The following is a 19938-nucleotide window of genomic DNA, read 5'->3' as shown; positions in this document are numbered from 1 at the left end:
GCAATCATTGCCTGGCAGCCAATACGAAGCTCTTGCGGTATATTTTCACTATTCCGCTCGTCTTATAAAGTTCGATTACTGCAATATAAATTCCCGGAGGCAGGCGTTGGTGGTTGTCTGATAATCCATCCCACGTGACGGAACCTTGAGTGGCCAGGCTTTGGTTGCGCAATAGCCGCCTCGTCAATAGGCCATTGTCGTTATAAATGTCCATGTTGGCCATGAAGCCATCAGCACCGAAGCGGTAATTGATTTCCAACCGGTCTTCAAACCCATCGTTATCTGGCGAGAAGGTCTTGGCGGTAAGAAAAATCTCGTCGGCATCCGCTTCGATTTCCTGCACGGAGTTTTGATAGCCCGGGGTGGCACCACCTGTCGACGTTGCCGCCGACCGAAAGTTTCCCGGCGCGTTGGTCGGTACCGAGAAATGCTGCCGTTCCAGGGAGACACCGCGGTGATCGGCAATGAGCGGCGATTGCATCGCGGGAGTGTAAAACAGGCTATCAATCGTCATGCTACCGCCGTACAATACGGCGCCCCCAGTTTCGTTGTTAAAATCAGGAAGATTGCGCATCTCGATAAACGTGTTGAAATCACCATCAGGGTAGTCTCGCTTCACGGCCTCGGGATTGGTCGTCAACACCCGATATTCCCACGGATAGAGGATGATCGGCTGTTCGCCGATTGCTCTCCGGCTACCGGCGACGCCACTGGTGTTTACGCTAGCGATCTCGATTTGTTGCAGGTTGACCGCCTTATTCGAAGGGTTATAGAGCTCAACGAAATCCACTCCGCCTGATGTTGGGTGTGACAATATCTCGTTGATTAGGATATCATTAGGTCCGGCCGCATCCGGCGGCGTGGAGTCGGCTGTGGGGTCCAATACCTTGATCAGCAAGTAATCGAGCTTATACCCGGCGCGCCTCGCTGGCGAACAGTTGACCAAGTACCCCGCATATCCACCGAGGGTGTAAGTGGTATCCAACACATGGGGTGTCCCGTCTTTGCCGGTGATGGCCGCAAAGGCTCCGCTATCATATTCATCTGCAAATAGCTGCCATCGGCCTTCGGCCGTGCAGACGATCCGGACACGTGCGCGGAACCCATTGCCGGTATTGGGGATGTTTTGGCTTTCGAAGATGATCGCGCGCGTATTGCCGTTTTGTCGCCATAGGCGATAGGTGTGCCCCTCATCAGTACCATCGATTTGGAGGTGATACCCTTGTTGCGGACCGCGCAGCGATTCGTTAGTGGCAACCAGGTAAAGCCTCACGTAATTGCTGGTGGAGAGCGTGCCGTCTACCTGTATACCGGCCTCCCACACGGTGTTATACACCCGTGCGGAGGGCACCGCTATGGCCGCAGGCAGCTGGGCCTGCTCGGAGAGGCATAGCCGCGTGTCCGAGATGGCAAACGAGCGGACATCACCGACCCAGTGACGCAGACCATTGTTGAAATCATCAAAAAATACCGCCCCCGCGGTGTCGTCCGGCACCAGCTTTGTCTCCTGGTGCCCGGGGCGGGTTATAGGAAGAGAAAGGCTATGGGCTTGAAGGGCTTGCATATCGACTAATAAGGGCAAGAGCCCGCACCATAGGAATAAATTGTTTTTCATGTCAGTTTCATGGGTTGAGGACTGATATCAACGGTTTCGGTAGCAACATGGAATATTCACGTGTGTTTATGTACAGAAAACATGAATATTTCGTATGTTTGGCAGCTTCAAAAGCTAAAAATAAACAATATTAAATAAGTTCACAAAAAACAACAACGTAAAAATGAAAGTGGCAGTAGTCGGCGCGACCGGACTTGTGGGTTCGGAAATGTTAACCGTGTTAGCAGCGCGCAATTTTCCCGTAACAGAATTGATTCCGGTAGCCTCCGAGCGGAGCAAGGGCAAGGAAATCGAATTCAAGGGAAAACAATATAAGGTGGTTACACCCGACGAAGCCATAGCCCTCAAGCCCGACGTAGCGTTGTTTTCGGCGGGCGGCAGCACCTCATTGGAATATGCCCCTAAATTTGCCGCCGCAGGCGTCACGGTGATCGACAACTCGTCGGCTTGGCGAATGGACCCCACCAAGAAACTGGTGGTACCCGAAGTCAACGGACATGTATTGTCGGCTGAAGATAAGATCATCGCCAATCCCAACTGTTCGACCATTCAAATGGTGGTCGTGTTGAAACCCCTGCATGAGCGGTATTCGATCGAGCGGGTGGTGGTGTCTACTTATCAGTCCGTCACGGGCACCGGTGTAAAAGCCGTGAAACAATTGAATGATGAGCGTGCAGGTATCGATGGCGAAAAAGCCTATCCTTACCCAATAGACCTCAACGTCATCCCGCAGATCGATGTCTTCCAAGACAACGGGTACACCAAGGAAGAAATGAAAATGATCAAGGAGACCAATAAGATCATGGGCGATGACCGTATCCGTGTGACCGCTACGACGGTGCGTATCCCCGTTATCGGAGGGCATTCCGAATCGGTGAATATCGAATTTGCCGATGACTTTGATATTGATGAGGTGCGTGCACTATTGGCTGGGCAACCGGGTGTCGTGGTGGTCGATAATCCGGCCAAGCTGGAATACCCCATGCCTAAAGATGCGCATGGCAAAGATGAAGTATTTGTAGGTCGTATCCGCCGGGATGAAAGCCAGCCCAACACCCTCAATCTTTGGGTGGTGGCAGACAACCTGCGCAAGGGCGCGGCGACCAATGCGGTGCAGATCGCAGAAAAACTTCTGGAAATGGGATTGTTGTAAACAGGTTGTTTGCTATTACTGAAATTTTCACCGATGCGTGCGCTGATCATCGTCGATATCCAATATGATTTTCTGCCGGGCGGAGCATTGGCTGTGCCCCGTGGCGACGAGATCATACCCGTGGTCAACCAGATACAGCCGAATTACGATCTGGTGGTCGCCACGCAAGACTGGCACCCCGTGGGCCATAAGAGCTTTGCCTCGGCACATGTGGGGAGCAAGCCTTTTGATGTCATTGATCTTGAGGGGCTCCAGCAGGTCCTGTGGCCTGACCATTGCGTGCAGGATACAGCAGGTGCCCGATTGAGCGATGCGTTAGATACCCGCCGTGTTGAAGCCATTTTCCGTAAGGGGACGGACACGTCCATCGATAGCTACAGCGGTTTTTTTGACAATGGCCAACGAAAGAATACAGGCTTGGCCGGCTATCTGCGAGACCGAGGGGTGGCCGCTGTAGACGTCTGCGGCCTAGCCGCAGACTATTGCGTATATTTTACAGCGATGGACGCGCTACAGCTGGGTTTCGACACCGGCATTGTCGAAGGTGCCGCGCGCGCGATTGACAATACTGCTTATGTAGTCAAGCGGGCGGCTTTCCTCCAACGAGGGGGAGCTTTGCTTACTGTTTAATGGTCAAATCGGCGGCCACCCGGTGGGCCGCCGACTCCCTTTCCTCCGAACCGCCTTAAATTATACGTAAAGCTGAGCAGGAAGTAGCGTTGTAAGGCGTTGTTTTGGGTATCTTGGATATACCGTTCATTAAAACTACGGTTTATAGTGGTGTTTTTATCGAGCAGATCGAATGCGGTCAACGCAATCTCGGCCTCTTCCCGCCGGAAGAGCTTCTTGCCGATGGATGCATTCCACAGCGTGAAATGCTGATTATAACCATCGGCCAAGCCCCGGTTATAATTATAATACAGCGAAGAAGCCATGCGGATACCTTTCCAAAACGTGTAAGCAACGTCGTTGCGGATGATCTGGTTGTAGTAATTGTCGCTCAAGCCGGTATTGCCATTATTCCGCACGATGCTGTAGTTGCCCACGTAGCTGAGTCCGATGACCAGGTGCGGTCCAAAGCGGCTATTCAGACCCACACGCTGGTTGAGGCCATATGAGTTGGAATACGTCTCCTCGTTGTTGATCAAGCCGATATCGTGATTATGATATACATTGGTACTGAGGTTGATGTTGATCTTCCACGGTTTGATCGGCGTACCGTAGGTCGTATTGGCCCGTAGGCTGTAATAGCCGTCGATGTTTTCCGGCCGGGTGAATTGCCCACCGGCACCCAGTAGGATATCGGGAGCAATCAGGGTGTCGGCGCTGGCGATGTAGGTCGAATTGACGATGCGGTTGTTAGCAAACTCCGCGCGGACATTGGCGGAGAAATTGCTGCCCGACTCCCGTTTTACGCTGTTATACCGAAGACTGAACCGGTGACCATATTCCTGCTTTAAGTTAGCATTTCCGGTGCGGATGTTCAATGGATTTTGATTGTCGATCACGTCCTGCAGATCGTTGATAGAAGGAGCATTTGTGGCGGCGCTATAGCTGACATCCAGTTCTTTGTCTTCTGAAAAGCGATAAGACAGCTCCGCGCTGGGCAGGTAACTGCTAAAACGGCTGTCCGTAGTGACGGTATCCGGAAACGTGCGGTTATTGTTGATTCGCGCATCTTGGAAATCCACCCCGGCTTCAAACTGAAACGAATCCCGTTTAGCGATCTGGTAAGACACGCCCCCGCTGTGGTAGGTATAATCGTTCCTGAACGCATTCGATAATTGGCGGTCCAGCTCCCCCAGCTGACCCGTTTCGGCCAGAAATTCAAATGTTTCCCGATTGGAGTAACTCCCCGTGTTTCGGATGGAGTAATTGCCCTGTAACCGGCTTCGTCGGCCCAATGGCTCCGTGTAGGCCACCCTGCCGGTGACGCCATTGCCATATCCATCCATTAAGCTTTGGTTACTCACCGTATCCACGCGGTCCAATGCTTGATCCCGGAAGAACTCATTGAGCGAATAGGTATGTGCCAATCCTTTATTGGTATTGGCATTGCCGTCTGCATGCAACGAAACGGTTCTGCCGGGTTTGCTGAGGCGGAACTGGTAGTCGAGGCTCCCGCCCACGTTGAAGTTGGCGTTTTCATTATTGTTGTTGCGTACCGAAGCATTCACCGGGTCGCTGTTGGCAAATACGGTGCTATTCGTAGAAAATGAATTTCGGTCGTGCTGCTGAAACGATAGCGTGGGTCTGAAATCCAGCCGTTGGTTGGAATCAATGTCAAAACGCACCCGCATATTGATCCGGTGGCTGTAATTGACGCCGCCCGATTCTTGGTTTTGCGTACGGAATTGGTTGGCATTGGCGCCGACAAGATATTCCCGGTTGGTGAGACTATTGGTCGTATTGTCCGTTGAGCTGAAGGCATAATTGGCATTGAGGTCCAATTGGTCATCCCACCACTCGTCATTGAAATTTGCTGATACGTTGTTGGTCTTATTGATGCCCCTGCCACTTCCGGCGTTGCCGCGGTTTCTTCCTCCGCTAGTGTTGCGGCTTTCCTCCGCTCCGCCAGCGATGCCAGCCATGGAAAAATCCGATTGGTTGATGTTGTTTGATACCGCAAAAATAGTCAGTCGCCTATCGCCATTAAATATGTTCAGGTTTCCGCCCGTGTTGTACCGTTCACTGGCGCCATATCCGCCGGCTGCGCGCCCGAAATACCCCTGTCGGCGGTCGGTGCGGGTCACGATATTGATTATCTTACGGCGTTCACCGTCATCAAACCCCGTAAATTGCGCTTGTTCGCTCTTCTCGTCGATGAGCTGTATCTTGGCGATAATATCGGCCGGAAGTGTCTTCAATGCAATCCGTGGGTCCGTGCTGAAAAATTCCTTTCCGTCTACCATGATGCGCTGCACATCCTCCCCCTGCGCTTTAATTTGTCCTTCTTCGTCGATTTCCACCCCGGGGATCTGCATGATCAGGGCGTCCGCATCTGCATAAGGCTCCGTGCTGAACGCCGAGGCATCAAATTCCGTGGTGTCGCCTTTCAGCACCGCTGCGGGCGGGGTGGCAATGACGGCCACTTCCTCCAAGGCCCGGTATTCCGGAAGCATTCGGATCACGAGCGGCTTGGGCGTATTTCCAGCCGTTAGCTGTATGGATATATACTTAGACTGGTACCCCAGGTAATTCACCTGAAGCCGGTAGTTGCCCGGTGGCAACTGTTTCAACTGAAAATAACCTTCCGCATCGGCTGCGCGTTGGTCCAATACCGTATCTCCGGCCGTCAGTAGCCTGAGATTGGCCCCTTGAAGGCCCAGGTTGTCAGCGCTATCCACCACCTTGCCGCGGATTCCCTGCTGTGCAAAGGCAGCAATGGAGAAAAAAAGCAGCGGCCAGGACAGGTAAACGCCCCTACTGATGTTGCTCATGCTTGTTTTAGTATCTGGGTAAGCAATTTGGTGATTTAGACGGCATGCGAGGCAAATCGTTTAATCATAAACGTATTATTACCGCGTTTTTCAAGCCAAATTTGAATATGTTTTTATCTTTTTTGGCGCGGAGCATCGTTTGAGCCTATTTTGATAATATATTTGCAATTCGTTTGCACAGCGACATGATCAAGCAACAAGCAGAGAGCAGAAAGGAAAAAATATTGAGGGAGGCACTCGTATTGTTTGCTGAAAAAGGATATGTCGATACCTCCACCAAGATCATCGCCCAACGGGCCGGGGTATCCGAAGCGCTTATTTTCAAGCATTTCAGCAATAAAGATAACCTGCTCTTTCATTTGATCAAGTCAGGCTATCGGCGTGTGTTGCAGCATCATCGCGGTATGCTTACGTATAAGGATGCCAAAAGCTTCCTTCGTAGCATGATCAGCCTTCCCAGAGAATTGGTCAGTGAAGAGCCGCTGTTCTGGAAATTGCAAGAACGCCTATCCCATCATGAGTTTTCCAAGCAGCAGCACGAGCTGTTCATGAAACCCGTTTATCCGACGATCAAGCGTGCATTTTCAGAGCTGGGCTATGAAAATCCGGAGCTCGAAACCCAATTTCTATTGTTGGTTATCGAAATACTTTGGAAAAAGGAGGCTAACGGGGAGCTGACCAATGCCAATCAATTAGCCGAACTGCTAGACGCTAAGTACGGGATATAGCCTAATGGCGCAAAAAAATGCAACAATATCCACTAAACATGCATAAACGCGCAGAATTATGTTTAATATTGGGCGTTAATCTGGCCCGACAGCCATCGGTATTGTTTTTGTATACTTAGCGATATGTTCAAGAAAGCAGTTATTGCACTTGGTTTTACATTAATGGGGCAGTTTGCTGTCCTCGCCCAGCAACGGGACACTTTTATTCCGTTTATCAATTCGCAGCATACATGGGTTGATTCCGTATTCAATAGCTTAAGCCCGAGGGATAAAGTCGCCCAGTTATTCATGGTGCGTGCCCATAGCAATTTAGGGCAACAGTATATCGATTCGGTGGCGGAGGTGATCCAGCAAGAGCAGCTGGGCGGAATCGTGATGTTTCAAGGGGGACCGGTACGCCACGCACAGGTGATCAACCGTTACCAGCGCCTATCCAAGGTGCCCTTGCTGGTGGCTTTCGACGGCGAGTGGGGCCTCGGTATGCGGCTCGCCGACTCTACCATCTCCTATCCTTACCAAATGGCCCTTGGGGCCGTCCAAAATGAGGCACTGATTTATCAAATGGGGCTGGAGATTGCAAAAGATTTCAAGCGCTTGGGCATGGGTATCAATTTTGCACCCGTGGTGGATATCAACAACAATCCCCGCAATCCGGTGATCAATTTCCGCTCGTTTGGAGAAGACAAAAAAAATGTGACGCGCAAGGGGCTTGCCTATATGCGGGGGATGATGGATGGGGGACTGATCACGTCGTTGAAACACTTTCCGGGCCACGGTGATACCGATGTAGACTCGCACCATGATCTGCCCCAGCTTACCTTCACCGCGGGACGGCTGGATTCGCTGGAGATGTACCCCTTCCGCGAACTCATCAAGGCAGGAGCCTCCGGTGTCATGATTGCGCACATGAATATCCCCAGCTTGGATAATACACCCAATCTGCCTTCTTCACTATCCCAGCATATCGTTACCAATGTGCTCAAGAAACGCCTCGGCTTCCAAGGGCTTACGTTTACCGATGCCATGGATATGAGCGGCGTGGTGAAGCATTTCCCCGGTGGCGAAGCCGATGTGCGGGCTATTATTGCCGGCGTTGACTTACTTGAGCTATCTGAAAACAGTGCACGGGCCATCAACATGGTGCTGCAAGCAGTTAAGCAGGGGAGGCTTACGCAGCAGGATATCGATACCCGTGTCAAGAAAGTGCTGGCCGCCAAATATTGGCTCAGCTTAGACCAGCTGCGGCCGGTAGCGCTCACCAATCTTTACCGCGAGGTCAATAGGCCCCGTGCCGAAGCGCTCAACCAGCGCTTGGCCGATGCATCGGTCACGCTGCTGAAAAGCGACAGTTTGATCAAGGCCATCGATTACACCAAACGCACAGCGATCATTAGTATTGGTGGCGCCGAGATTTCCGAATTCCAGAAGATGCTTGATTGGCGCTTCGATAATCAGATGCGTTATGTCTTGTCTGCAAACGCCACGGCGGATGACGTCGCTGCCGTTGCCAACGAACTCAGCCGATACAGCCAAGTGATCGTGGCACTTCATGACAATCGCGCCCGCCCACGAAGCACATTGGACTACAACACAACAGTACGGCTATTCATCAACGAATTAGCCCATATGAATAGTGTTTTTTGCGTTTTTGCCAATCCATATAGCCTAGCGGGGTTGCCCGGTGTCGAACAGGCAAAATCCATTCTGGTATGCTATCAAAATGACCGCATCATGCAACGGGCGGCAGCAAAGGTCATCCTCAAACGGCTTTCCCCCACGGGCAGGCTGCCCGTGACGATCAATTCGTTCTTCCGCTACGGCGATGGGGAATAGGTTCGGTACTTGCCCCTGCCCGGTGTCATTCAATATACAGCTCGCGCACGTTAGATGGTGCGCTTTCGTTTTTCAGCCGATCGATGGCGGTGACCACATAGCGGTAATGACCCTGTTTGCGCACCAGGTTATCGGTGTAAGACAGTTGTGTATGATCATACGTGACATGCAGGATATTTTGCGGATTATTGAGGTTCAGCTCTTCTCCTTCGTTAAAACGGTATATGACATAGCCATAGGCCTCCTCTCCGTCCGCTGCCGGAGGCGACGGCAGCCAATGCAGCATGACGGATGCTTGGTTGTCTGTCACCCGTGCCAGCAAGCCAAACGGCGGTTCGGCGGCGACACTATCCAGCCAGGGCATACTCGGCGGAAGTGACTTATAACGATACAGGCTGTATTGCAGCGAATCCCGCAGACCGCCAGTATTGTTGGCGATGTATTTGGAGCTGTAGTAGATGCTGCCCTGCGCATGGCCCGATTGCCGCGCGTAGCGTACTTGGTTGGGTATTTGACTGCGGTCGCGCCAGCCAGCCCCCTTGTCATTGACGCGATAGGCCGCATGACCGACATAAAAGTGCCTTCCGTTGGCATGCTGGCTCCACCAGTCTACCAACACCTCATAAGGCGCACTGGGGTTGCCGAAGGGGAAATAGATCTGCGGGTTGATGTAATCTACCCACCCTTCTTCCAGCCACTTCAGTGCATCGGCATAAAGCTGCCGGTAGCCACTGAGCCCCGACGAAGCAGATCCGTTGGGGTGGTCTTTTTTATTGTCCCAGATGCCGAACGGACTGATCCCGAATTTGACATATTTCTTTTCACGGTGTATGCTGTCAGACACCATGTTGACTAGCAGGTTCACATTGTTTCTCCGCCAATCCGCCACATTGCGAAATCCATTGGGGTATTGCCTGAAGGTCTCCGCATCGGGGATGGGTTTGCCTCCTTCGGGGTAGGGATAAAAATAATCGTCGAAATGGATGCCATCGATGTCGTAGTTGCGGACGATGTCCATCACCACGCCGATAATATATTCCCGCACCTCGGGAATACCCGGATTGAACAGCTTTTTTCCCCCGTATACGAAAAACCAGTTGGGCTTTTGCCGCGTGATGTGATCATTTGCCGTATTGGCGGCGATCAAGTCAAACGTAGCCCGGTAGGGATTGATCCAGGCATGCAATTCGATGCCGCGCTTATGGGCCTCCGTGATGGCAAATTCAAGCGGGTCATAAAAGGGAATCGGCTGTTGTCCAGGTTTTCCGGTGAGAAAACGACTCCACGGTTCCCTGCTTTTGGCATAAAACGCATCAGCTGTCGGGCGTATCTGCAGCATAATCGCATTGATGCCCGCTCGCTGGTGATTGTCCAATTGCTGGATGAGTTCCTCCTGTTGCTTTTTTGCATCCAAGCCCGCGGCCGAAGGCCAATCAATATTGACCACCGTGGCAATCCACACCCCCCGCAGTTCGCGCTTCGGAAGCACATCCATCGGCGGGTCGGGGAGCGCATAGCCAACAGTACAGGCAAATAATAAGAAAATCGTCGTGAAATAGCCAAGATAGGTGCGAATAAAACTCATCTCCAATGTCATCATCCGCGACAAAGATATGAAAATTTATATGGGCCAATGATGATGATCAGGTCCATTCCACCATTTCAGCACATACACGATGAGGATAAACCAACCACAGGCCACAGCGAGGAGCTTGGTCACCCGATGCCGCGCGTCAAAACCCAATTTCCAATTGAGCAGCATGTACAGCAATACGAGCAGCAGCGGCACGGTAGGCGGGTAGAGGCGATAACTCTCGGCCCAGTGACCCTGTGCGAGGGCGATCAGCGAGCGCTGGAATCCGCAGCCCGGACAGTCGATGCCCGTAATCAGTTTGAACGGGCAGGGCAGCAAAAAATTTTGCAGCCAGGAGAGGCCCTCCAGGCTGCAAAACGCCCACGCGAGGCATCTGGCGTATACCATGGCGATGGCTTAAGAATCTTTTGGTTTATCCTCGTCGCCAAAGGAGTCTTTCAGGTCTCCAACGTCATTCTTGAGGTTCTCAAACGAATTGCCTCCAGTTGCTTCCGCAGCCGTGGGGCCGATGTACTTGGCATCGCCAAACCCGATGATGGGATAGGTAATAAACGCAAAGAATATACTGAGGATCGTCCACAGCGGCACCTCCTTGCCAAAGCTCTTCATCAGCAGGTTGGTGAGCCAAATGGAAAACACGATGTTTACGCAGGGCACCAATGTGGCCACCACACCCCACCAGACCGGTTTGCCCACGATTTCGGCAATGATGATGTAATTGTAGATGGGCACAATGGCCGCCCAGCCCGGCTTCCCAGCTTTTTGAAACATCTTCCAAAGCCCGGCAATCGTCAGCACCGCGAGTGCCAAGCAGAAAACCATTGCCCCGGCACTCATGCCCCAGGCGAAGCCGTCCCCAACGTTGTAATTTTCATAATTGTCCATAATTTTTGGTGTTTAAAGGGTTAATAAACAGGTTAATATATAATGGCTGTGTGTTGTTCAGATCAAAGATAAGTGAAAAACCGAAACTTGCAACAATTGCATTACATGAAATGAGCTGAATCGCAGATAAAGCCATAACTTTGCGCCCAAGGGTTTATCCGAGGCATCATGAAAGAGCAGATTTCGGTTTTTGACATGTTTAAGATCGGCATCGGTCCGTCAAGTTCGCATACGCTCGGTCCGTGGCGAGCCGCCCAGCGCTTTATCCAAGAGCTTGTTCGGAAAGATGCGCTCCGGCGGACGGAGGCGGTCAAGATCTTGCTCTACGGCTCGCTGGCCAAGACCGGCATGGGGCATGGCACCGATGTCGCGGTATTGCTGGGACTTAGCGGCGATGATCCGGTGACGTTTGCAGTCGATGAGGTGGTGCCGAAAGTCGCCCACATCAAGCTCCAGCAGCGGTTAGCACTGGCTGGCACACACGAAATACCATTTTCATATGCAGAAGACCTCTTGTTTCTATCCAAAGAAAGCCTCCCCTTCCACCCCAATGCGCTGACCTTTCAGGCCCTATTGGCTGATGGTCGTGCCATCAGCGAAACCTACTATTCCATCGGTGGCGGGTTTGTGGTGCAGGCGGAGGACCGCGACACGGAGCGGCAAGAATTTGACCTCCCATTTCCGGTTCATCATGCCAAAGACCTGCTCATGTGGTGTATGCATACCGGCCTCAAAATCTCCGAGCTCGTGCTCGAAAATGAACAGGCCTGGCGGCCCGAAGAAGAGACACGGCACGGCATCCTTCGTATCTTTGACGCCATCCGCGAGTGCATCTATCGGGGGTGCCATACTGCGGGACTGCTGCCCGGAGGATTGCACGTAGAACGCCGGGCCCACAAGCTCAATAAACGGCTCATCGGTGGGCGGTCTTATACCGACTATATGAGCTGGGTGGCCGCTATCCGTGCCGGAGGAGACAGTTTCCAGTACACCCTGGATTGGGTGAGCTGTTTCGCCTTGGCAGTCAACGAGGAGAATGCCTCCTTTGGTCGCGTCGTCACGGCGCCCACCAACGGTGCCGCTGGGGTGATACCTGCGGTGCTGCAATATTACATCGTATTTCATGACGGGTTTGACGAAGAGCAGATCATCCGGTTTATCGCCACCGCATCGGAGATCGGCAGCATCTTCAAGAAAGGGGCCACCATTTCGGCCGCCATGGGCGGCTGCCAGGCAGAGATCGGCGTCTCCTCGGCCATGGCCGCGGGGGCGCTTACCGAGCGCCTCGGCGGATCGCAGCGCCAAGTGTTGATGGCGGCCGAGATCGCGATGGAGCATCACCTCGGGCTTACCTGCGACCCCATCGGCGGACTGGTGCAGATCCCCTGCATTGAGCGCAACACCATGGGCGCTATCAAAGCCATCACAGCGGCCCAGTTGGCCCTGCAATCCAACCCCGATAAGGCCAAGGTAAGCCTTGATGCCGTGGTCAAGACGATGTGGGAGACCGCGCAAGATATGAATGTCAAATACAAAGAAACAGCCGACGGTGGCCTGGCCATCAATATCCCATTGAGCTTGCCAGAGTGTTAGATTTTTCCGTACTTTGTATGGTGCCGCTTTTCATCAGTTCGATCGCTTCGGGTAGCAATGGCAATTGCTATTACGTGGGCAATGGCCACGAGGCCATCCTGGTCGATGCAGGCATCTCCTGCCGGGAGACAGAAAAACGCATGGCACGGCAGGGATTGTCCATGCGGCATGTAAAAGCCATCTTCGTTTCCCACGAACATACCGACCACGTAAAGGGCCTAAGCGTGTTAGCCAACAAATACCAGCTGCCGGTATTCCTCACCGAAGGTACGCGGCAGTCGTGCCGGCTGGCCATCCCCGAGCGGTTGCTGCACCCGCTGGCCGATCTGCAGACCATCGCGGTTGGCCGCCTGGTGGTGACTTCTTTCCGCAAATACCATGATGCCGCCGATCCCCATAGTTTCCTGGTACAGAGTGAAGGGTATACGGTAGGCATCTTTACCGACATCGGCAGAGTATGCGAGCGGGTAGCAGCGTTTTTCGAGCAATGCGATGCCGCCTTCTTAGAAGCCAACTATGACGCCGACATGCTCATGCAGGGGCGTTACCCCTTTTTCCTCAAAAACCGCATTCGCGGCGGCTACGGCCACTTATCCAATGCCGAAGCGTTGGAATTGTTTGTCAACCGCCGTTCATCACAGCTGCGCCACCTATTCCTGTCGCACCTTTCGCGAGACAACAATCACCCCGAGTTGGTATACAACCTGTTTGATGCCCACCGGGGCGACACCGAAATCATTGTCGCCGGCCGCGATGCAGAGACACCGGTGTATGCGTTGGGCGATGCCAAGGCAATATCCTACACCTTGTTTGAGCCGGAAGATATCCGCCTTCCGTATCCGGTTTCCGGCCGTGTATCCGGTTAGTCCGGCCCTTGTCCAATAAAATACTTGGTTGTAGGTATTTGAAGTGTTCGAATACTTCGCTACATTTGACTATCAGGCTTTGTACATATGACTTTCAATCGCTTTTTCCGTCCGGTGACCGGCTTTCTGCCGGTAGCGCTGTTTATTTCGCTGATTTTAGTTTCCTCCTGTAAGAAGAACGACCCCGATCCGCAGGTGGGAGGATTAGACGAGGCAACTAACCGATGGGTGGTTGAGCAGATGCGCGATGTGTATTACTGGAATACCTCGATCCCTCAGGACCGAAATCTGGATTTTAACCTTGAACCGGAACCTTTCTTTGAAACTATCTTGCACACGGATGATCGGTTTTCGTGGATTCAATTGGCTGACGAACTTGAAGACGACCTATCGGGCGTTTCTACGACAGTTGGCTTGGGTATCGGGCTGCTCCAGATCAATGAGGCGGGGGATGTAATCATCTCCGTCAGGTATGCATTGGAGGGTTCTCCGGCAGATATTGCAGGCATAGAGCGAGGGGATATCATTACCGAAATCAATGGTCAAGCGATGACCATCAACAATTATAACAGCGTGCTCAACGCCTATTATGGGTCCGATCCTTTTACGGTGCAACTGGCACATATTGAAGAGAGCTCCATCGTTGACGACCAAGCGATTGAGCTTACTCCTGTGGAGCGATTCCAAGAACAGGCGATCCATTTGGATGAGGTTATCACCACACCCGGGGGCAAAAAAGTGGGGTATTTGTTTTATAACCGCTTCCTCAATGAACAGCCCAACGAATTGTTGGCGGCGTTCGATAAATTCAAGTCGGCCGGCGTGAGCGATTTGGTGTTGGATTTGCGGTATAATGGGGGCGGGGGAATCTGGATAGCGGCCATCCTGTCGGGGTTGATTCAGGCAAATTTCGACGAGAGCGAACCCTTTATCCAATACAACTACAATAGCAATTATAATGATGAAACCTACACGTACTACCAGCTATTTGGAGGCGACTCGGACGATCCTGAAGAAGTGCAATCTGCCGATGCAGTGGTCGACGCTATCAACACATTGAACCTCAACTTGCCTCGTGTTTATATTATTGCTACCGACAATTCAGCATCAGCCAGTGAGTTGGTCATTAATAATCTCAGGCCATTTTTGTCGGATGCTAATGTGATCCATGTCGGAGAAACTACCGTTGGCAAGAATGAGGGTTCCTTTACCATCGTGGACGAACGGGAGCCACGGCAAATTGAGTGGGGGATCCAACCCATCGTCGTCAAGCTGGCCAACAGAAACGGGTTTGGAGACTATCCCAATGGCCTGGACCCACAATACGAAGTAGACGAATGGGACTACCTGCCCTGGGCTCCGATTGGTTCATTAGATGATCCGCTGTTATCGCGGACACTCGCGCTTATTGACCCGAGTATCCAGCCAATCGCATCGAAATCAATGAGTGTAAGAGCGCAAACAGCGAGAGGATTGCGTGCGAAGAAGGTATCCGGATTTGAAGATAAACTCAATAAGCCCGTTCCCGTTGATATCGGAACACCCAAAGGAAGGATTAATCCATAATCATCTCCATCCCAAACAAGTCCGCAATATGACCTTTTAGGCGGGTCTTTACCGCGGCGATGTCTTGGGGAGCGCCCAGCTCCCGCTGCATGGACGTCACGCCCTTGTCGTCGATGTTGCAGGGGATGATGTTGCCGAAATAAGCCAGGTCTGTATTCACATTGAAAGCAAATCCGTGCATCGTCACCCAGCGGCTGGCGCGCACGCCCAGCGCGCAGATCTTGCGCGCCCGTGCATTGTCAGCGTCCAGCCACACGCCCGTATATCCCGGGTAGCGCCCTGCGGCAATCCCATAATCACCCAGGGTGCGGATGACCGCCTCCTCCAGCGTACGGAGGTACCGGTGTATGTCGGTAAAGAAATTATCAAGATCCAGGATCGGATAGCCTACAATCTGCCCCGGACCGTGATACGTGATGTCGCCACCCCGATTTATGTTGTAAAACGCGGCCTGTTTTTCCGAGAGTCCGTCTTCGTCCAACAGCAAATTCTCGGCATTGCCACTTTTGCCCAGCGTGTACACATGCGGGTGCTCCGTAAAAATCAGGTAGTTTGCCGTTGGCGATGCCGTCCCTTCCAGCCGATTGGCAGTCTTCTGTTCCACCACGCGGGCAAATAGCGCCTCCTGCCTGTCCCAAGCCTGTTGATAGTCCAGTAGACCCCAATCCTCAAAGATTACTGCTTTATTCATCCTTGCTCCTTAATCTTGCGCGTTGTTCCCCAGTCCTTGCTCACTAGTCCTTACTCTTTATATCCTTGTTCCTTGATCTTAATATAATAAGTTATCATACGGATACCGTTCGGTATGCATTTTCACCACCGTATCATACAGCAGCTTTCTAAATGCCTCCACGTTGGTCTTATCCGTAGCCGAGATGAATACCGCCGGACTGTTATGCCGGGCCATCCAGCTGCTTTTAAAATCTTCCAACGATACCGGCCCGCGCTCATCTTGCTCTTCGTCATCCTGCGGTTCCCGCTCGGGGCGGTAAGCATCGATTTTGTTAAATACCGTGATGGTGGGCTTGTCCAACGCACCGAGTTCCTTGAGTGTCTCGTTTACCGCCCGGATATGGTCTTCGAAGCTCGCATGCGAAATGTCTACCACATGCACCAATACGTCCGCCTCCCGCACCTCATCCAGCGTCGATTTGAAGCACTCTACCAAGTGGTGAGGCAGCTTCCGGATGAAACCAACTGTATCGGAGAGGAGGAAAGGCAGGTTATCGATCACCACCTTGCGCACAGTCGTATCCAACGTCGCAAACAGCTTATTCTCAGCAAATACGTCCGACTTTGAAATCAGGTTCATGATGGTCGATTTGCCCACGTTGGTATAGCCCACGAGCGCCACACGTATCAGCTGCCCCCGGTTCTTCCGCTGGGTCTCGGCCTGCCGGTCGATGGCCTTGAGCCGTTCTTTGAGCAGGGCAATCTTGTTGAGGATCATCCGGCGGTCGCTTTCAATCTGGCTTTCCCCCGGGCCACGCATACCGATGCCCCCCCGCTGGCGCTCCAAGTGAGTCCACATGCGGGTCAGGCGAGGCAGCAGGTATTGCAGCTGAGCAAGTTCTACCTGTGTTTTTGCCTGCGCCGACTTGGCCCTACGGGCAAATATATCCAAGATCAGGTTGCTGCGGTCGAGTATCTTTACCTTCAGCTCCCGTTCGATGTTGCGTAGCTGGGAGGGCGAGAGCTCGTCATCGAACACCACGATGTCTATCTCTTCTGCCTCTACAAACGCTTTTATTTCGTCCAATTTCCCACTACCCACGAAGGTCGCTCGGTCAGGGTGGTTCAGCCGCTGCGTAAATACGCCCTTTACGACGCCCCCGGCGGTATCTACCAAAAAAGCCAGCTCTTCCAGGTATTCCTGTTCTTTTTCGTCGCTGTCATCGGGCAGGATAATGCCCACCAAAACAGCGGTTTCCGGTAATATAGCGGTATCAAAAATCTTTGGTCTTGCCATGTATAAAAAAGTAAAAAATAAAAGAAAAGTAAAAATCCATTGGCGCTCCTTACAAGCGCCAGCTACAAATGTGGTGTTGTAGTGGGGTATTACATGGCTTTATTCATTAACAACATACAAAGGTAACGGTTTTTATGCAAAAAGAAAGCCCTGAAACGGGGAGAATCAGGGCTTTCGAAACTAACCAATTATAAACCTAAACTATGAAAAGACAATTCTACAATTAACCAGATAGTTCCAATAACTATGCCCGAGTTAGCGGCCAATTGTTAAGTTATGTTAAATTGTCGACGGCGTCCAATATCGCATCCCACAGCGCCAACCGCTTCGTCAAGGCAACTTTAGCCACATCTCCCATTTCTTTCCATTTCTGTCCATCTTCACCGCCCAATTCCTGAATCATCATCATCGCCAACGGGCCGTGCTCATCGCTATCAAGTTCTATGTGGCGTTTGAAATAATAGATCAGTTTAGTGAGGTCAGCATGCGGAAAATGTTGCTGAAACTCATGCAATATTGAGGTGAACATGTCGGGAATCAAGTTTTCACGACCGAAGGTAAAGGCACTGGCTATCTTATGCGGTTCACCCTCCTCGATGATGTCAAAAGAAAACTGTAAGAAAGCCTTTATCCGATGATCGACCTCCAGGCCGTCAATAGCCTCGGTGATGGTTTTGCCTGAGCGGATCGTATCCACCAACCCTTCAATCGGCTTGGTATCGGCACCAAGCGTCCGCATGGCATCCAGGTACATTTCATAATGGCTGAGGCGGCGGCCATCGACATACTCGTCAGACTCCTCTGCAAGGACGATTTCATTAATCAAATACCGGGTATTGGGAGATGGCGTTGCAAACCAAGGAATAGTCGTGCAGGTTAGCTTTATTTGTAAGGCTTTCAATAGGGACATAAAATCCCACACAGCATAGACATGGTACGCTGTGAATCGTTGTAAATCGGCGATGGTTTTAATTCTTGAATAAAGGGCATGGGATACTAGCTTGTTGCGTTCGGCATCGATATACTGATTAATTGCTTCTACGTTTTGCATGGGCATATTCATTCGTACGTAATTTTCCTTTGTTGGTCCCATAGAACCTGCATGACAGCAAATTTAGCAATTATTAGTTGGCCCTCTTTAGGCCTGTGCCAGCGGCCGACTTGTTTTACTTTTTTTTGACAGGGCCTCGCGAATGCTTTTCCGCAGTTTGAGGTATGCATTTACCTGCCCCCACGCCTTACCGATAAACGCGCCGCCAAGGCAATACAAAAACGCGACTCCCGCATGATACCAGCTCCACGAAAAATGGGCTTGCGCGGCTCCCTTGATAAAAAACGCCGCCAATGCCAGGACAACGAAAAACTTCCCTTCGCCACACCCACAGGCATTGTAGTAGCGGTTTATCTTAGATTCCAGCAGTTCGTTTTCGACGTCATCCTGGCTGTCCAACTGTATCGTTACCTGCATGGGCGGCCGCTCAAAGACTCGCACACGCAATAACGAACGGAGTTGTTCAACGTTGGTGACGGTGACGATGTTGCTCAGCGTTTTCATGATTACTTCAAAATTAACCAGATAACCGCAGCGATAGCCACGATAGCCAGAAATGCGTAGAAACCGGTTGAAATCTTAGCATTGCAATTGGCGCCATCTTGTTGGCTATTATTTGGATTCTTTTCCATGATTGAAATTTTTTAAATAAATGTACAATGCCTGCTCCCCCGGAGAGACGCAATCTGAAAATTCGTCATATCCCTGTTCACCAATTCTCCTGCGGCATCCGTCCGGATATTGGGGAACATAAGATTATCCCGGTCTGCCGCATCTTCCAAATGCGGCAAGAGGCAGCCATGCCCAATTTCATGGGCGATGGACTGTATTCCGGCAATGTTGGGTTCGACAACGACATAGTTATGCGTTGCCGAAAAGCTGCAGCCAACCGTCGAACGGGGCGTGATGTCGTTGATCACAAAGACAATCATCTCAGAACCGTACCCCACGATCCGTTTCCACCCATCTTCAAAGGCACAATCTGCCGATACCAGTTCATAATAGGAGCCACCGATCCACCAGTCACTAAAAAAGCCTCCTGCGCCGCATTCAACGTTATTAGCCATATTGTTGGTGACCAACTGGGGCACACAAACCCCGGTATAGATCAGATTGACATTGCACTGGGTGTCAAAAATCTCTTGAGCGGTCTGGATACCCCTTATGGCCACCGCTTCGGTAGTATGGGGCGCCCCGTTATTATTCAGGATAATCAGTTTGACATACATCTTTTTTCGCAGTCTTACCCCCGCCAACGACAACAGAAAATCAGGGAGACCAATGATTCGCCACACGATTTCGGTGACCCAGTTGATGACCGTTCGGATGATGCCTCCCAATATGGGGATGCTCAGGATGAGGTTGATGACGAATGCGATCAGATCAAGTACCAATCCGACGATCGTACACACCACTTGTGTTACCAGCCGCGTTATGGTTTCGACCACCCAGGTGATTACCTTTACTACGATCACGACGATCCAACAAAACCATTTGTTACAACACAGGCACCACCAGTTGCAGGGTTGTTCGCGGCAGCGGCGCTCTTCTTGGTTTATCCAGTTTTCTATCGGCCGTGAGATGGTCTCCGTTATCCAGGTTTGTATTTCTGTACAAATTCTCATGATAAGCTTAATTTGGTTAT

Annotated in this window: 18 protein-coding genes and 1 pseudogene; 7 read left to right on the top strand and 12 right to left on the bottom strand. The window is 51.7% G+C overall.

Annotated features, from left to right (window positions below):
• Window positions 1–4 precede the first annotated feature (4 nt).
• Window positions 5–1615 (bottom strand): lamin tail domain-containing protein, encoded by a 1611-nt coding sequence (locus tag ACMGDE_RS12320; protein ID WP_436833086.1) that lies wholly within the window; start codon window positions 1613–1615, stop codon window positions 5–7.
• A gap of 163 nt (window positions 1616–1778) precedes the next feature.
• Here ACMGDE_RS12320 and ACMGDE_RS12315 point away from each other — a divergent pair, with 163 nt between their 5' ends.
• Both ACMGDE_RS12315 and pncA read left to right on the top strand, forming a co-directional pair.
• Window positions 1779–2768, top strand: coding sequence for an aspartate-semialdehyde dehydrogenase (locus ACMGDE_RS12315; RefSeq protein WP_436833085.1), 990 nt, complete (start codon window positions 1779–1781; stop codon window positions 2766–2768).
• Window positions 2769–2801: 33 nt separating this feature from the next.
• Window positions 2802–3398, top strand: a complete 597-nt coding sequence (pncA, locus tag ACMGDE_RS12310; RefSeq protein ID WP_436833084.1) for a bifunctional nicotinamidase/pyrazinamidase — start codon at window positions 2802–2804, stop codon at window positions 3396–3398.
• On the opposite strand, the gene ACMGDE_RS12305 is transcribed toward pncA, so the two are convergent.
• Window positions 3395–5359, bottom strand: coding sequence for an outer membrane beta-barrel protein (locus tag ACMGDE_RS12305; protein ID WP_436833126.1), 1965 nt, complete (start codon window positions 5357–5359; stop codon window positions 3395–3397). The two genes, pncA and ACMGDE_RS12305, sit on opposite strands and share 4 nt — an antisense overlap.
• 504 nt (window positions 5360–5863) lie before the next feature.
• Window positions 5864–6208: pseudogene (locus tag ACMGDE_RS12300) on the bottom strand (carboxypeptidase-like regulatory domain-containing protein); the annotation flags it as partial.
• Window positions 6209–6393: 185 nt separating this feature from the next.
• On the opposite strand from ACMGDE_RS12300, the gene ACMGDE_RS12295 reads away from it, so the two are divergent.
• Window positions 6394–6936 (top strand): TetR/AcrR family transcriptional regulator, encoded by a 543-nt coding sequence (locus ACMGDE_RS12295; RefSeq protein WP_436833083.1) that lies wholly within the window; start codon window positions 6394–6396, stop codon window positions 6934–6936.
• Window positions 6937–7059: 123 nt separating this feature from the next.
• Window positions 7060–8769, top strand: coding sequence for a glycoside hydrolase family 3 protein (locus ACMGDE_RS12290; RefSeq protein WP_436833082.1), 1710 nt, complete (start codon window positions 7060–7062; stop codon window positions 8767–8769).
• 25 nt (window positions 8770–8794) lie between these two features.
• On the opposite strand, the gene ACMGDE_RS12285 is transcribed toward ACMGDE_RS12290, so the two are convergent.
• From ACMGDE_RS12285 to ACMGDE_RS12275, 3 genes are read right to left on the bottom strand one after another with little or no spacing between them, the layout of a single operon-like run.
• A complete protein-coding gene (locus ACMGDE_RS12285) occupies window positions 8795–10369 on the bottom strand; it encodes a glycoside hydrolase family 10-like protein (protein WP_436833081.1) in 1575 nt (524 codons plus the stop codon).
• Between the two features lie 21 nt (window positions 10370–10390).
• A complete protein-coding gene (locus ACMGDE_RS12280; protein ID WP_436833080.1) occupies window positions 10391–10750 on the bottom strand; it encodes a DUF2752 domain-containing protein in 360 nt (119 codons plus the stop codon).
• Window positions 10751–10759: 9 nt separating this feature from the next.
• Window positions 10760–11248, bottom strand: coding sequence for a DUF5684 domain-containing protein (locus tag ACMGDE_RS12275; protein ID WP_436833079.1), 489 nt, complete (start codon window positions 11246–11248; stop codon window positions 10760–10762).
• Window positions 11249–11413: 165 nt separating this feature from the next.
• Between ACMGDE_RS12275 and ACMGDE_RS12270 the strand changes: the two genes are divergently transcribed.
• From ACMGDE_RS12270 to ACMGDE_RS12260, 3 genes are all read left to right on the top strand, one after another.
• A complete protein-coding gene (locus tag ACMGDE_RS12270; RefSeq protein ID WP_436833125.1) occupies window positions 11414–12841 on the top strand; it encodes an L-serine ammonia-lyase in 1428 nt (475 codons plus the stop codon).
• 17 nt (window positions 12842–12858) lie between these two features.
• A complete protein-coding gene (locus ACMGDE_RS12265) occupies window positions 12859–13707 on the top strand; it encodes an MBL fold metallo-hydrolase (protein WP_436833078.1) in 849 nt (282 codons plus the stop codon).
• 87 nt (window positions 13708–13794) lie between these two features.
• Window positions 13795–15273, top strand: coding sequence for a S41 family peptidase (locus tag ACMGDE_RS12260; protein WP_436833077.1), 1479 nt, complete (start codon window positions 13795–13797; stop codon window positions 15271–15273).
• Here the strand turns inward: ACMGDE_RS12260 and lipB are convergent.
• The 6 genes from lipB to ACMGDE_RS12230 all read right to left on the bottom strand — a co-directional run bounded on the left by lipB (window position 15263) and on the right by ACMGDE_RS12230 (window position 19918).
• A complete protein-coding gene (lipB, locus tag ACMGDE_RS12255; protein WP_436833076.1) occupies window positions 15263–15964 on the bottom strand; it encodes a lipoyl(octanoyl) transferase LipB in 702 nt (233 codons plus the stop codon). The genes ACMGDE_RS12260 and lipB overlap by 11 nt on opposite strands.
• Window positions 15965–16042: 78 nt before the next feature.
• Window positions 16043–17242 (bottom strand): GTPase HflX, encoded by a 1200-nt coding sequence (hflX, locus tag ACMGDE_RS12250; RefSeq protein WP_436833075.1) that lies wholly within the window; start codon window positions 17240–17242, stop codon window positions 16043–16045.
• 274 nt (window positions 17243–17516) lie between these two features.
• Window positions 17517–18293: a DUF3050 domain-containing protein gene (locus ACMGDE_RS12245; RefSeq protein WP_436833074.1), complete on the bottom strand. Its 777-nt coding sequence runs from the start codon at window positions 18291–18293 to the stop codon at window positions 17517–17519.
• Between the two features lie 87 nt (window positions 18294–18380).
• Window positions 18381–18797: a hypothetical protein gene (locus tag ACMGDE_RS12240; protein WP_436833073.1), complete on the bottom strand. Its 417-nt coding sequence runs from the start codon at window positions 18795–18797 to the stop codon at window positions 18381–18383.
• Window positions 18798–18799: 2 nt separating this feature from the next.
• On the bottom strand, window positions 18800–18925 hold the full coding sequence (locus ACMGDE_RS12235; RefSeq protein WP_436833072.1) for a hypothetical protein: 126 nt from the start codon (window positions 18923–18925) through the stop codon (window positions 18800–18802).
• A gap of 12 nt (window positions 18926–18937) precedes the next feature.
• On the bottom strand, window positions 18938–19918 hold the full coding sequence (locus ACMGDE_RS12230) for a hypothetical protein (protein WP_436833071.1): 981 nt from the start codon (window positions 19916–19918) through the stop codon (window positions 18938–18940).
• Window positions 19919–19938: the final 20 nt, after the last annotated feature.

Source organism: Parapedobacter brassicae, assembly GCF_051400755.1.
In the GTDB taxonomy this organism is placed as follows: Bacteria; Bacteroidota; Bacteroidia; order Sphingobacteriales; family Sphingobacteriaceae; genus Parapedobacter.
Note: the sequence above shows the minus strand (reverse complement) of the source record. Positions and strands in the feature narration are given on the sequence as shown.